Origin of the sequence: Streptomyces sp. HSG2, from assembly GCF_016598575.1 — a bacterium.
Taxonomy (GTDB): Bacteria; Actinomycetota; Actinomycetes; order Streptomycetales; family Streptomycetaceae; genus Streptomyces.
In genome coordinates, this window is sequence record NZ_CP066801.1 from 1,860,001 (window position 1) to 1,872,055 (window position 12,055).

A 12,055-nucleotide genomic window follows, 5' to 3' on the forward strand; every position below is an offset into this window, starting at 1 on the left:
CCGGTCGCCCTCTCAGGCCGGCTACCCGTCGTCGCCTTGGTGAGCCACTACCTCACCAACAAGCTGATAGGCCGCGGGCTCATCCTGCACCGCCGGAGCTTTCCACCACCACGGATGCCCGTGACAGTCAATATCCGGTATTAGACCCCGTTTCCAGGGCTTGTCCCAGAGTGCAGGGCAGATTGCCCACGTGTTACTCACCCGTTCGCCACTAATCCCCACCGAAATGGTTCATCGTTCGACTTGCATGTGTTAAGCACGCCGCCAGCGTTCGTCCTGAGCCAGGATCAAACTCTCCGTGAATGCTCTGCCGGTCACCCGGCACACAACACGGGAGCGGGACCACCGGAGGAATAACCCGATGATCCACAGCGTCCTCGCTGTGTTCTACTTCAAAGGAACCCGTCCACCGGAACAACAATCCCGGCGTCGGGGTATCAACATATCTGGCGTTGACTTTTGGCACGCTGTTGAGTTCTCAAGGAACGGACGCTTTCTTCGTACTCACCCGAGAAACACACTCTCTCGCGGCTTTCCTCCGGGCGTTTCCCCTTCGGTTTCACCGACTCTACCAGACCGTTTCCGACCCGATTTCCTCGGCCGCCTTCCCGAAAAGCACTTCCGCGCTTCCCTTTCCGGCCTCCCCGACTCTACCAGGAAATTCCGACCGGTCCGACCGGCTCTCGTTTCCGATTCATCGGGGCTTCGTCGACGCCGGCACACGCGATGTGCGGCGATTCGCGAAGCGGATAGATGTCCCACCGTCACCCTCGGGACCATCGGCCCGCTCTAGGCAACTGTTCGAATCTACCTTCCCGCCGGCACCATGTCAATGGCCCCGGCGGAACGGAGAGGACAGTACCAGGTTCCGGGCGAGCGGCGCACCTCAGCCGGCGACGGGAACCACCGCGCCGCGCTCGGCGGCCTTGAGGTCTCCCCGCTCACCCTCGCGCGCGGCCCGGCCACCGAGCACGTGGACGTAGAGGAGGAAGAGGATCTCGGCGGCCACGCCTATTCCGATCCTGGTCCAGGTGGGCAACCCCGAGGGAGTGACGAAACCCTCGATGGCCCCCGCTACGAGGAGGACCAAGGCCAGGCCCACGGCCATGCCGACGGCCGCGCGGCCCTCCTCGGCGAGCGCCGTGCGCCGCGGTCTCGGACCGGGATCGACGAGCGTCCATCCCAGGCGGAGCCCCGTTCCCGCCGCGACGAAGATCGCCGTGAGTTCCAGCAGTCCGTGGGGGGCCAACAGGCCCAGAAAGACGTCCAGGCGGCCGGCCGAGTACATCAGACCGAGCCCCACTCCCAGGTTGAGCATGTTGAGGAAGAGGACCCACAGCACCGGCAGACCGAGGAAGACCCCGAGCGTCAGGCAGAGAGCGGCGACCCAGGCGTTGTTGGTCCAGACCTGGGCGGAGAACGACGCGGCCGGGTGCGTGGAGTAGTAGGACTCGTACTCGCCCCCCGGACGCGTGAGCCGCCGCAGTTCGTCGGGCGCGGCGATGACGGCCTGGACCTCGGGGTGCGTTCCCGTCCACCAGCCCAGCAGCGCGGCGACGGCGAGGGAGAGCAGGGCGGTCGGCACCCACCAGTGCCGGGCCCGGTGGACGGCCGCGGGGAAACCGGCGGCGAGGAAGTGCGTGACGTCGTGCCACGACGTCCGCCGGGTTCCGGCGACCGTCGCGCGGGCACGGGCGACGAGCCGGCTGAGTCGACCGACCAGCCGAGGATCGGGCGCCCCGGAGCGGATCACGGAGAGATGGGTGGCCGTGCGCTGGTAGAGGGTCACGATCTCGTCCGCCTCCGCGCCGGTCAGACCGCGACGGCGTCGGAGCAGGGCGTCGAGCCGATCCCACTCCGCTTGGTGCGACGAGACGAAGACGTCGAGGTCCATCGGGTGCCTGCTCCTGAGCTGTCGGACGAGGGCATCGCGAATCCGATCGTCCTCTTGGGATGATCGCGCCCTCAGCTTGGCAGACTGTCCGTGTTCGAGGGTGTGCGAGGGAAGGACGACGGACGTGGCCGCATGGGTGACGGGCGAGGCGGTGGCCCTGGAGCTGCGGCCGGCGCGGCTGCCGAGCAGGGCCCTCGCCCTGATGCTGGACCTCGCGCTGGCCTTGACCACCTACGTGGTCGTGGCCGTCCTCGTGTTGGTGGCCACCGCGTCGTTGGACGAGGCGGCGCGGGCCGCCGTGTCGCTGGCCACCTTCGTATCGGTGATGGTGGGGGGGCCGGTGGCCGTCGAGACACTGAGCCGCGGCAGGTCCCTGGGCAAACTGGCATGCGGTTTGCGGGTGGTACGCGACGACGGCGGACCGATCGCGTTCCGGCACGCCTTGGTGCGGGGGTTGCTCGCCGTGGTCGAGATCCTCATGACCCTGGGTCTCGTCGCCTGCGTCGCCTCGCTGGTGTCGGCGCGAGGACGGCGGCTCGGGGACGTGTTCGCCGGGACGTTGGTAGTGCGGGAGCGCGTGCCCGCCGGGCCGGTCGCCTTCGTCCCGCCGCCCCCGCCGGGCTCCGAGAGGCTGTTCACCGGCCTGGACCTGTCGGCCGTACCGGACGACCTGTGGCTGGCCGTTCGACAGTGCCTCACGCGGGCGGGCGAGTTGGACCCCCGAGTGGGAGCGGCGATGGCGGCACGGCTGGCGTCCGACGTCGCCGCCCTGACGGGAGTCGCGGCGCCACCGGGGATGCCGCCTATGGCCTACCTGGCCGGTGTGTCACACGAGCGTCGGGCACGCGAGGTCCGCCGGGCACACCTCTCGGGCTCCCCCTCCCAGCGCGTCCCGGGCGAGGGGGTCGGGCACCCGGCGCCCCCGCGGCATCGGGCGGAGGGGCCGGCGCCCCACGGGACGACCCATGACCCCGCCGGTCCCGCCCCCGCCTCGGCGTCGAACCGCGAGGGGTTCTTCGCGCACCCGCCGGCGACGGGGCCGGTCGACTCCCCCGAGCCGCCGGAGGGCGGGGCGCCCTCCCCCGGGACCCGCTTCAGCCCTCCGGGGTGACGCGGGTTCGGGGGAAGACGGACGGTGGCGAGTCCAGGGCCTCCAGCTCGACCCCGGGGGCGGCCAACACCACGTCGCCCGCGACGTGGACGGTGTGTCGCTCGCCCGTGTCCAGCGCCGTGACGCCGTACTCGTCCACGAGGAGCGGGCCGTTGTCGGTGGCGTGTGTTTGGGTGTCCACCACGGTCCAGGACCGGTCCACCGTCCGCGGCGCGAGGACCGGTTCCGTGAAGGCGACCAGACGCAGTCGACCACTGGGTGAAGAGGGGGTGAGGCGCAGCAGCCGCGTGGCGGCGACCAGCAGGGCCGGGGAGGTGCCCGCGAAGCCGTGGGCACGGGCGGTGCCCTCGATGGCACGCGTCCCGGCGAGGTCCGTGCGGACCCAGGCCAACCCGTCCGACACGCCGCCCCGTACACGCCAGGGCCCGGTGCTCAGTTCCAGCCGGAGCGGTCGGCCGAGGGCGTCCAGGGTCAGATCGACGGAGCCCCGGTCGTCGCCGGCCGGAGTGGTCGTCCGCGAGACGTAGCGCCAGCCGGAGGGACCGAGGGCACAGTGGAAGTGCTCTTCCCCGAGAGGAGTGTGATCGAGGGGGTCGTGAAGCGAGTACCGACCGCGAGGCATGGACGTCCAGGATCGTGACGGACTGGTGCGTGCGTACCGAGAGCCCCGGGCGGGGCCGTCGGCGGACCGAGGGGCGGGCCCCCCGACACGGGGGTGCGGGGGGCCCGCCCCGGAGGTGCCGTGGCGGCGGCACCTCCGGGGGGACCCGCGGACCGGCTCAGTAGCGGTAGTGGTCCGCCTTGTAGGGGCCCTCGACCTTGACTCCGATGTACTCCGCCTGCTCGGGGCGGAGCGTCGTCAGCTTCACCCCGAGTGAGTCCAGGTGGAGGCGGGCGACCTTCTCGTCCAGTTGCTTGGGCAGGACGTAGACGCCGGTCGGGTAGGCGTCGGGCTTGGTGAACAGCTCGATCTGCGCCAGGGTCTGGTCCGCGAAGGAGTTGGACATCACGAACGAGGGGTGCCCGGTGGCGTTGCCCAGGTTCAGCAGGCGTCCCTCGGACAGCACGATGACGACCTTGCCGTCGGGGAAGGTCCAGGTGTGGACCTGCGGCTTGACCTCGTCCTTGACGATGCCCGGGATCTTCGCCAGGCCGGCCATGTCGATCTCGTTGTCGAAGTGGCCGATGTTGCCGACGATCGCCTGGTGCTTCATCCGGGCCATGTCCGAGGCCAGGATGATGTCCTTGTTGCCGGTCGTGGTGACGAAGATGTCGGCCGTCTCCACGACCTCGTCCAGGGTGGTGACCTGGTAGCCGTCCATCGCGGCCTGGAGCGCGCAGATCGGGTCGATCTCGGTGACGATGACGCGCGCGCCCTGCCCGCGGAGCGACTCCGCGCAGCCCTTGCCCACGTCGCCGTAGCCGCAGACCACCGCGGTCTTGCCGCCGATCAGGACGTCGGTGGCGCGGTTGATGCCGTCCACCAGCGAGTGCCGGCAGCCGTACTTGTTGTCGAACTTCGACTTCGTCACCGCGTCGTTGACGTTGATGGCCGGGAACAACAGGGTCTCGTCCCGCTGCATCTCGTACAGCCGGTGCACCCCCGTCGTGGTCTCCTCCGTCACGCCGCGGATCTCCGAGGCGAGCCGGGTCCACTTCCGGGCGTTCTCGCCCAGGGTGCGGGTCAGCAGTTCGAGGATGACACGGTGCTCGTCACTCTCGGCGGTGTCGGGCGAGGGGACCTTGCCGTCCTTCTCGTACTCGACGCCCTTGTGCACCAGGAGGGTGGCGTCCCCTCCGTCGTCCAGGATCATGTTCGGGCCCCCGGTGGCGGCGTCCGGCCAGGTCAGCGCCTGCTCCGTGCACCACCAGTACTCCTCCAGGGTCTCGCCCTTCCAGGCGAACACCGGAACGCCCCGCGGCTCACCGGCCGTTCCCCCCGGCCCGACGGCGACGGCCGCGGCGGCGTGGTCCTGGGTGGAGAAGATGTTGCACGAGGCCCAGCGGACCCGGGCGCCGAGCGCCACCAGGGTCTCGATCAACACCGCCGTCTGCACGGTCATGTGCAGCGAACCGGTGATCCGTGCGCCGGCGAGAGGGCGCGCCTCGGCGTATTCCGCGCGGAGCGCCATCAGGCCGGGCATCTCGTGCTCGGCGAGGGTGATCTCCTTGCGGCCGAACTCGGCCAGGGACAGGTCGGCGACCTTGAAGTCCTGTCGGTTCTCGACAGTCGTCATTACGGGCTGCTCCTCGGGTTTCGGTCGAGGTGGGTACGGCTGACCTGCGCGACGGCGGACGCCGAGGCGCCCGAGGAGGGCACCGGCAGGCCCGGTCACGCGCGGCGCAGTCCGTCGGAGGCCCTCTCTCCCTCGGCCGGCCCTGATGCGACCGCCCGACCGCCATCAGCAGCGACGTCTGGCTGCGACCAAGCTACACCGCCACCCCCGCCGCGCCCCAGCCCGCGAGCGACCGGGCCCCGTCGCAAGCGCGTCGCGGGCAGGCTCAGCCGGACGGCGGGATCGGGCCTCCGGGCGTGGCCTCCGGGTCGGCGCCCCTGGCGGCCTCCGTCTCGCTGTAGATGTCGGGTTCGAGGTAGATGACCCGGGCGATCGGGACGGCCGCCCGGATACGCGCCTCGGCGGCGTCGATGGCGGCGGCGATCTCGGTGGCCGTGCCGTCGTGCCGGACGGCCACCTTGGCGGCGACGAGCAGCTCCTCCGGACCGAGGTGGAGGGTGCGCATGTGGATGAGGCCGGTGACCGTGTCGCCGTCGACGGCGGCGTCCTCGATGCCGCGCACCTCGTCCGCTCCGGCGGCCTCGCCCAACAGCAGCGACTTGGTCTCGACGGCGAGGACCAGGGCGATCAGGATGAGCAGCGCGCCGATGCAGAGGGTGCCGACGCCGTCCCACACGCCGTCGCCGGTGAGCAGGGCAAGGCCGACGCCACCGAGGGCGAGGAGCAGACCGACCAGCGCGCCGAGGTCCTCCAGCAGCACGACCGGCAGCTCGGGCGCCTTGGCGTGCCGCACGAACGCCGTCCAGGACTTCTCGCCCCGCAGGACGTTGGACTCCCGGATCGCGGTCCGGAAGGAGAACGCCTCGGCGATGATCGCGAAGACGAGGACGCCCACCGGCCAGTACCAGTGCTCGATCTCGTGCGGATGCCTGATCTTCTCGTAGCCCTCGTAGAGGGCGAACATGCCGCCGACGGAGAAGAGCACGATGGAGACGAGGAAGGCGTAGACGTAACGCTCCCGCCCGTACCCGAAGGGGTGCCGAGGCGTCGCGGCCCGGCGGGCGCGCCTGCCGCCGAGAAGGAGCAGTCCCTGGTTGCCGGAGTCCGCGACCGAGTGCACGGCCTCGGCGAGCATCGACGACGAGCCGCTGAAGAGGAAGGCCACGAATTTGGCCACCGCGATCGAGAGGTTGGCGACCAAGGCCGCCACGATCGCCTTCGTCCCGCCTGACGCGCTCATGTACCCCGTTGTCCCTTCGACGTCGTCCGCCCACGGCCGTGCCCACGCGCCACGGCGGCGTCATTGTCGCAGCTCGAAGGCGGCCCTGTCCCCCGTCCGGCGGGTAGGGGTCACAGACGCACGGTGGCCCTGAAGAGGGTGCCGGAGCCGGAGACGTCGGTCCGCTCGCCCGCCGGGACGAAGACCGAGCCGCCGGCCGTCAGCTCCTGTCCGTCGACGCGCACCGAACCCGCCGTGCACAGCAGGATCTGCGGGACGGGGCGGGTGAGGTCATGGGCGGCTCCCCCCTCCGACAGGACGTAGCGGGAGAGTCGGAACTCGTCGGTCGGGGTCTCGTAGACCTCCTCGTCGCCGAGGGACGCCTCCGGGCGCAGGACCCCCGGATCGCCCGGCTCGAAGCGGACGACCCGCAGGAGTTCGGGGACGTCGACGTGCTTGGGGGTGAGCCCGCAGCGCAGCACGTTGTCGGAGTTGGCCATGATCTCCACGCCGAGGCCGCTCAGGTAGGCGTGCGGGACCCCCGCGCCGAGGTAGAGGGCCTCGCCGGGGTGCAGCGTCACGTGGTTGAGCAGCATCGCGGCCAGGACTCCCGGGTCGCCCGGGTGGTGGTGGGCGATGCCGGCGTAGGGGGCGTAGACGCCGCCCAGGCGGTCGCAGGCCGCCTCGGTCTCGGCGACGGTCCGGGCCATCCGCTCGCGGTCGGCGGTCAGGACGGCGGTCAATACCTCACGGAGGGCGGCGTCCTCCGGCCGGGCGTGCAGGAGGTCGACGTAGGGCTTGAGGGAGTCGACGCCGAGTCCGTCGAGCAGGTCGGCGGTGTCGGCGGGGGGCCGGAAACCGCACAGCCCCTCGAACTCGGTCAGAGCACAGACGAGTTCGGGCTTGTGGTGCGGGTCGCGATAGTTGCGGTCCGGCGCGTCGACGTGGACGCCGCGCCGCTCCTCCTCGTCGTAGCCCGTGCGGGCCTGTTCCCGGTCGGGGTGGACCTGGAGGGAGAGCGGCGCCGCCGCCGAGAGGATCTTGAGCAGGAAAGGCAGCCGCGGGCCGAACCGGGCGACGGAGGCGGGGCCCAGTTCCCGCGTGGGCGCCGCGTCGATCAGCTCCAGGAGGGTGCCGCGAGCGGTACGGGAGGGTGCGCCGGGGTGGGCGCCCATCCACATCTCCGCCTGCGGCTCGCCGGTCGGCTCGACGCCGAGCAGGTCGGGAATCGCGGTCGTCGAGCCCCAGGCGTAGGGGCGGATGGTGTTGTCGAGGCGGTCCATGGGCTCTCTCTGGTTCTCTCGGACGCGTGCGGCGTGCCGCGGCGGGTTCCGGTGCGTCGGGGGACCGGCGGCCCGTCCGCTCTCCGCGTGTTCGGGGCGGGGCGCTTCTCGCGTGGGGCTCAGGGCCGTGCGGCGAGGGCGAGGTAGACGGCGGCGAAGTCCGTGACGGCGATCAGCTCCGCGAGGGTCTCCAACTCCCCGCCGGCCTCGGGTTCGAGTTCACTGACCGGGGTGTCGTGGCCCAGGGCGAGTTCGCGGGCGGCGGGTGCGGCGGTCAGTCCCGCGATGGGACGGTCCCGCAGGAGGACCACCCGCGCGTGGAGGGCTGCCCGCTCCTCCACGCGGTCCCGGAAGAAGTCGTCGGGATCGGCGCCGGCTGCCAGGGGTCCGGCGAGCAACGCGCCGTGGGCGGCCAGCGCCTCGGGCAACTCGGCGACCATCGCGGGGACGCCGGACAGCTCCGCCAGAGCGGCGGCGAAGCGTCGACCGGCCGGTCCCGCGGAGACCCCCTCGGTCCACACCAGGGGCAGCGCGTCGGCCAGTTCGGCGGCGAGGGTCTTGGCGGGGTTGCCGTAGGCGGCGATGGCCGGACCGCACCGCTCGGCCACCCGGTCGAGGCGGTCGGCTACCCCCCGCACGGCCGCGGGCGGCGCGGCGAGCAGTCCGGTGCGGTCCAGCAGCACCAGGAGCGGGGTCAGCAGCGCCCACAGGACGCCGGGGGCCGCGCCGGCGAGCGGCTCCTCCTGGTCGTAGGGCGCGGTCGCCATGGGAACGAACAGGCCGTGGGCCCCCGCGACCGCCTCGGCCAGCGGGCTGTCGCCCGGCGCCACGGCGGCGACGGCGCATCCCCTGCGGTACGCCCGTTCGGCCAGGAGGCAGAGCCCCGGCTCGGTGCCGTCGGGGGTGGCGATGAGCAGCAGGTCGACCGATCCGGCCCACCCCGGCAGATCCCATCGGAGCGCCCCGGCGTCCGGGGCGACGCCGGTGGGTGCCAGGCGCGTGACCGGACTCCCCGCGCCGGCGAGAGTGCCCAGCAGGTCGGCGGCCTGCGTGGCGGCGGCGCCAGGACCCGCGATGAGGACGGAGCGGGGGCGGCCGTCCGGGCGGAGTTCGCCGACCCCCGCCTCCGCCGCGTGACGGGCCGCCGTGCGCACGCGCGCGCCGGCCTCCGCCGCGCCGCGCAGCAGGCCGCGCCGGTCGGTCTCGGACAGCCCGTCGGGGTTGTCGAGCAGTGATTCGTCGAACATGGCGGCGGTCTCCGATCACCGGGGTGACTGGGGTGCGGTGCGTCGACACCGCCGCTACCCCGGGCGGCGCGCCTCGTCGACGAGGAGGACGGGAATGCCGTCGCGGACGGGATAGGCCAACCCGCAGTCCCGCCCGGCGCAGACGAGTTCGGCCTCGCGTTCCTCCAGTGGCGCGTGGCACGCCGGGCAGGCGAGGATCTCCAAGAGGCCGGCTTCGAGCGGCATGACGGTTCCCTTCGGGAGCGGTGGGCTCGCGCGTTCGCGTGTCCTGACGTGCTGGTCAGCGTACCTCCGGTGGGCGTCGCCCGGCCTTCCGCGGCCCGGGCCCGCCTCGGGGGCCCTCAGCCTCTGATGATCGCCAGCACCTCGTCGCGAACGCGGGCCATGGTCGTCTCGTCCCGGGCCTCGGCGTTGAGGCGCAGCAGCGGTTCGGTGTTGGACGGGCGCACGTTGAACCACCAGTCGGCGGTGGTCACCGTCAGGCCGTCCAGGCCGTCCAGGCCGACGTCCTCGCGGTCCCGGTACGCGGCCCTGATCGCCTCGAGGCGCTCCGCCTGGTCGGCCACGGTGGAGTTGATCTCCCCCGATCCGACGTACCGGTCGTACTCGGAGACCAGCGCGGACAGCGGGGCGCGCTGCCCGCCCAGGGCCGCCAGCACGTGCAGGGCTGCCAGCATGCCGGTGTCGGCGTTCCAGAAGTCGCGGAAGTAGTAGTGCGCGGAGTGCTCGCCGCCGAAGATGGCACCGGTACGGGCCATCTCGGCCTTGACGAAAGAGTGCCCCACCCGGGTGCGCACCGCGGTGCCGCCGTGCTCGGCCACGACCTCCGGCACGGCCCAGGAGGTGATCAGATTGTGGATGACCGTCCCCCGGCCACCGTGGCGGGCGAGTTCCCTGGCCGCCACCAGGGCGGTGATCGCGGACGGGGACACCGGTTCGCCCCGTTCGTCCACGACGAAGCAGCGGTCCGCGTCGCCGTCGAAGGCGAGGCCGAGGTCGGCGTCCTCTTCGCGGACCCGCTTGCGCAGGTCGACGAGGTTGGCCGGGTCGAGCGGGTTCGCCTCGTGGTGGGGGAAGGTGCCGTCCAGCTCGAAGTAGAGGGGAACGAGGTCGACGGGGAGTCCGGCCAGGACGGTGGGCACGGTGTGCCCGCCCATGCCGTTGCCCGCGTCGACGACGACCCGCAGCGGACGGATCCCGTCGAGGTCCACCAGGGACCGCAGGTGGGTCGCGTAGTCGTCGAGGGTCTCCCGCGCGCGCACCTCGCCCCGACGGGCCCCGGGCTCGGGGGGGCCTCCCGCGCCCCATCGCTCGACCAGCTCACGGATGTCGGCCAGGCCCGAGTCCGCGCCGATCGGGGCGGCACCCCGACGGCACATCTTGATGCCGTTGTACCGGGCGGGGTTGTGCGAGGCCGTGAACATGGCACCCGGCAGGTCCAGGGAGCCCGAGGCGTAGTACAGCTGGTCGGTGGAGCACAGCCCGATCTCGGTGACGTCGGCGCCCTGACGGGACGCCCCGTCGGCGAAGGCGCGCGCCAGGCCGGGGGACGAGGCCCGCATGTCGTGTCCGGTCACGATCGCGGTCGCGTCCGTGACCCGGACGAACGCGGCGCCGAAGGACTCGGCCAGCGTCTCGTCCCACTGGTCCGGGACCACGCCGCGGATGTCGTACGCCTTGACGATCTGCGACAGCTCAGCAGCCACGGGCGAGCCTTCCTGGGTTTCCGTGTCGGTGACCCCAAACTACCCGCTGCCGCGGACCACCTCGCCGGAGGGACCGCGCGCGGAGGGCCGGACGGCCCGGTCGCTCAGCCCTCCGGGGACCGAAGGACCCGCAGATGGCCTCGCCTGGCGACCTCCATGGGGTCCGCCGAACGGGCGACACCGCCCGCTTCCGCGACGCGCTCCCGGGGGCGCGCCGCCTCGCGCACGGCGTCGGCCAGGGCTTCCAGGTCGTCGCCGCGCGGGCGGGCGGGCGCCGAACCGTCGAGGAGCCGGACGACCTCCCAGCCCCGAGGGGCGGTGAGCCGCTCGGAGTGCTCGGCGCACAGGTCGTAGCAGTGAGGCTCGGCGTAGGTCGCCAACGGGCCGAGGACCGCCGTCGAATCGGCGTAGACGTACGTCAGCGTCGCGACGGCGGGACGGCCGCAGGCGGTGCGCGAACAGCGACGTACAGGACTCACGGTGTTGGACGGTACCGCACTCCTGAGCGGGCCGCGATGACTCTCCACCGGGTCACCCGCCCGTGTCGCCCACGCCACCGGGCGCCGAACACGCCCGACGCCACCGCCCCGAACTGCCCGAACACCGCTGATCACCGACCCGAAGCGTGGCGTCGTCGATCGCGCGCGAGGGGACGAGCCCCGCCTCGCGCCCCGGGAGAGCCGGGCGACGCGGGGCGACGCGATCGAGCCCCGCCTTGGCCGAATGCGCACCCTCGCGTCCTGGCGACACCCCGACGCGAAGTCGCCCGCCGCGTGGCGCCCCCGGGACTCGCACTCGGCGGGCCGGGGAACGGGGTGTCGCGACCGGCCGGGTACTAACCTTCAGCCTTGATGGACAGTCCCGTACCGCCCCGTTCCGCAGACCCGCCCGGGCCCCGTCGCCGCGACCGTCACGGCCGGGGCATGCGCGGCCCGATCGCGCCGCCGCAGGTGCCACTGGCGGCCAGCAGGGCGGAGACGTTCGCCGACCTCGTGCAGGACTCGGTGGAGCGGCTGGAGCGCCGGTGGCCCCAGCTCGCCGACATCGACTTCGTGGTGCTGGAGGTCCCCCGACTGGAGCGGTCCGACGACGGCTGGGGCGACGAGGTCGTCCCGCTGGGCGGATCGGCGGCCGCCCGGGAGGGCCGCCGTGCCCGGGTGGTGGTGTACCGGCGTCCGGTGGAGATCCGCAGCAGGGGGCGGGACGAGCGCGCGCTGCTGGTCCACGAGGTCGTGGTCGAGCAGGTCGCGGAGGTACTGGGGCTGACACCCGAGACGGTCGATCCGCGCTATGGGGAGGAACGGGGCTTCGGGGAGGACTGAGCCCCCCGGGCCCGCGACGGGCCCCGCGCGGGGCGC

11 protein-coding genes and 1 rRNA gene (1 of these 12 cut by a window edge) are annotated in these 12,055 nt (G+C 72.5%); 2 read left to right on the plus strand and 10 right to left on the minus strand.

All coding sequences use genetic code 11. The features are described 5' to 3' along the window. Both JEK78_RS07570 and JEK78_RS07575 read right to left on the minus strand, forming a co-directional pair. Positions 1-303, minus strand: a 16S ribosomal RNA gene (locus JEK78_RS07570) (it extends 1,222 nt beyond the left edge of the window). 583 nt (positions 304-886) lie between these two features. Continuing rightward, positions 887-1,894 (minus strand): stage II sporulation protein M, encoded by a 1,008-nt coding sequence (locus JEK78_RS07575; protein WP_200263335.1) that lies wholly within the window; start codon positions 1,892-1,894, stop codon positions 887-889. Between the two features lie 124 nt (positions 1,895-2,018). Between JEK78_RS07575 and JEK78_RS07580 the strand changes: the two genes are divergently transcribed. Next, entirely contained in the window at positions 2,019-3,005 is a 987-nt protein-coding gene (locus JEK78_RS07580) for an RDD family protein (RefSeq protein ID WP_200263336.1), read from the plus strand. Here the strand turns inward: JEK78_RS07580 and JEK78_RS07585 are convergent. The 8 genes from JEK78_RS07585 to JEK78_RS07620 form a co-directional block, all read right to left on the minus strand. Further along, complete coding sequence (locus JEK78_RS07585; protein WP_200263337.1) at positions 2,989-3,627, minus strand: hypothetical protein; 639 nt, start codon at positions 3,625-3,627, stop codon at positions 2,989-2,991. The genes JEK78_RS07580 and JEK78_RS07585 overlap by 17 nt on opposite strands. Before the next feature lie 157 nt (positions 3,628-3,784). Further along, positions 3,785-5,242 (minus strand): adenosylhomocysteinase, encoded by a 1,458-nt coding sequence (ahcY, locus tag JEK78_RS07590; RefSeq protein ID WP_200263338.1) that lies wholly within the window; start codon positions 5,240-5,242, stop codon positions 3,785-3,787. A 265-nt stretch (positions 5,243-5,507) separates the two neighbouring features. Then, positions 5,508-6,482, minus strand: coding sequence for a cation diffusion facilitator family transporter (locus JEK78_RS07595; RefSeq protein WP_200263339.1), 975 nt, complete (start codon positions 6,480-6,482; stop codon positions 5,508-5,510). A 110-nt stretch (positions 6,483-6,592) separates the two neighbouring features. After that, on the minus strand, positions 6,593-7,744 hold the full coding sequence (manA, locus tag JEK78_RS07600; protein WP_200263340.1) for a mannose-6-phosphate isomerase, class I: 1,152 nt from the start codon (positions 7,742-7,744) through the stop codon (positions 6,593-6,595). A gap of 119 nt (positions 7,745-7,863) precedes the next feature. Then, a complete protein-coding gene (locus tag JEK78_RS07605; protein ID WP_200263341.1) occupies positions 7,864-8,991 on the minus strand; it encodes an SIS domain-containing protein in 1,128 nt (375 codons plus the stop codon). Between the two features lie 54 nt (positions 8,992-9,045). Next, the gene (locus JEK78_RS07610) at positions 9,046-9,216 is read right to left on the minus strand and encodes a Trm112 family protein (protein ID WP_200263342.1); all 171 of its coding nucleotides are present in this window, start codon (positions 9,214-9,216) and stop codon (positions 9,046-9,048) included. Positions 9,217-9,332: 116 nt separating this feature from the next. Further along, positions 9,333-10,697 carry a phosphomannomutase/phosphoglucomutase gene (locus JEK78_RS07615; protein WP_200263343.1) on the minus strand — a complete coding sequence of 455 codons (1,365 nt, stop codon included), beginning with the start codon at positions 10,695-10,697 and terminating at the stop codon, positions 9,333-9,335. 104 nt (positions 10,698-10,801) lie between these two features. Beyond that, complete coding sequence (locus JEK78_RS07620; RefSeq protein WP_200263344.1) at positions 10,802-11,224, minus strand: DUF3499 domain-containing protein; 423 nt, start codon at positions 11,222-11,224, stop codon at positions 10,802-10,804. 324 nt (positions 11,225-11,548) lie between these two features. On the opposite strand from JEK78_RS07620, the gene JEK78_RS07625 reads away from it, so the two are divergent. Beyond that, positions 11,549-12,019 carry a metallopeptidase family protein gene (locus JEK78_RS07625; RefSeq protein ID WP_200263345.1) on the plus strand — a complete coding sequence of 157 codons (471 nt, stop codon included), beginning with the start codon at positions 11,549-11,551 and terminating at the stop codon, positions 12,017-12,019. The last annotated feature ends 36 nt before the right edge of the window (positions 12,020-12,055 follow it).

Bases quoted from the DNA above. Each gene is read 5' to 3' on its own strand.
- JEK78_RS07605 (WP_200263341.1), bottom strand. From the start codon at position 8,991: ATGTTCGACGAATCACTGCTCGACAACCCCGACGGGCTGTCCGAGACC.
- manA (WP_200263340.1), bottom strand. From the start codon at position 7,744: ATGGACCGCCTCGACAACACCATCCGCCCCTACGCCTGGGGCTCGACG.
- JEK78_RS07625 (WP_200263345.1), top strand. From the start codon at position 11,549: ATGGACAGTCCCGTACCGCCCCGTTCCGCAGACCCGCCCGGGCCCCGT.
- JEK78_RS07585 (WP_200263337.1), bottom strand. From the start codon at position 3,627: ATGCCTCGCGGTCGGTACTCGCTTCACGACCCCCTCGATCACACTCCT.
- ahcY (WP_200263338.1), bottom strand. From the start codon at position 5,242: ATGACGACTGTCGAGAACCGACAGGACTTCAAGGTCGCCGACCTGTCC.
- JEK78_RS07610 (WP_200263342.1), bottom strand. From the start codon at position 9,216: ATGCCGCTCGAAGCCGGCCTCTTGGAGATCCTCGCCTGCCCGGCGTGC.
- JEK78_RS07595 (WP_200263339.1), bottom strand. From the start codon at position 6,482: ATGAGCGCGTCAGGCGGGACGAAGGCGATCGTGGCGGCCTTGGTCGCC.
- JEK78_RS07575 (WP_200263335.1), bottom strand. From the start codon at position 1,894: ATGGACCTCGACGTCTTCGTCTCGTCGCACCAAGCGGAGTGGGATCGG.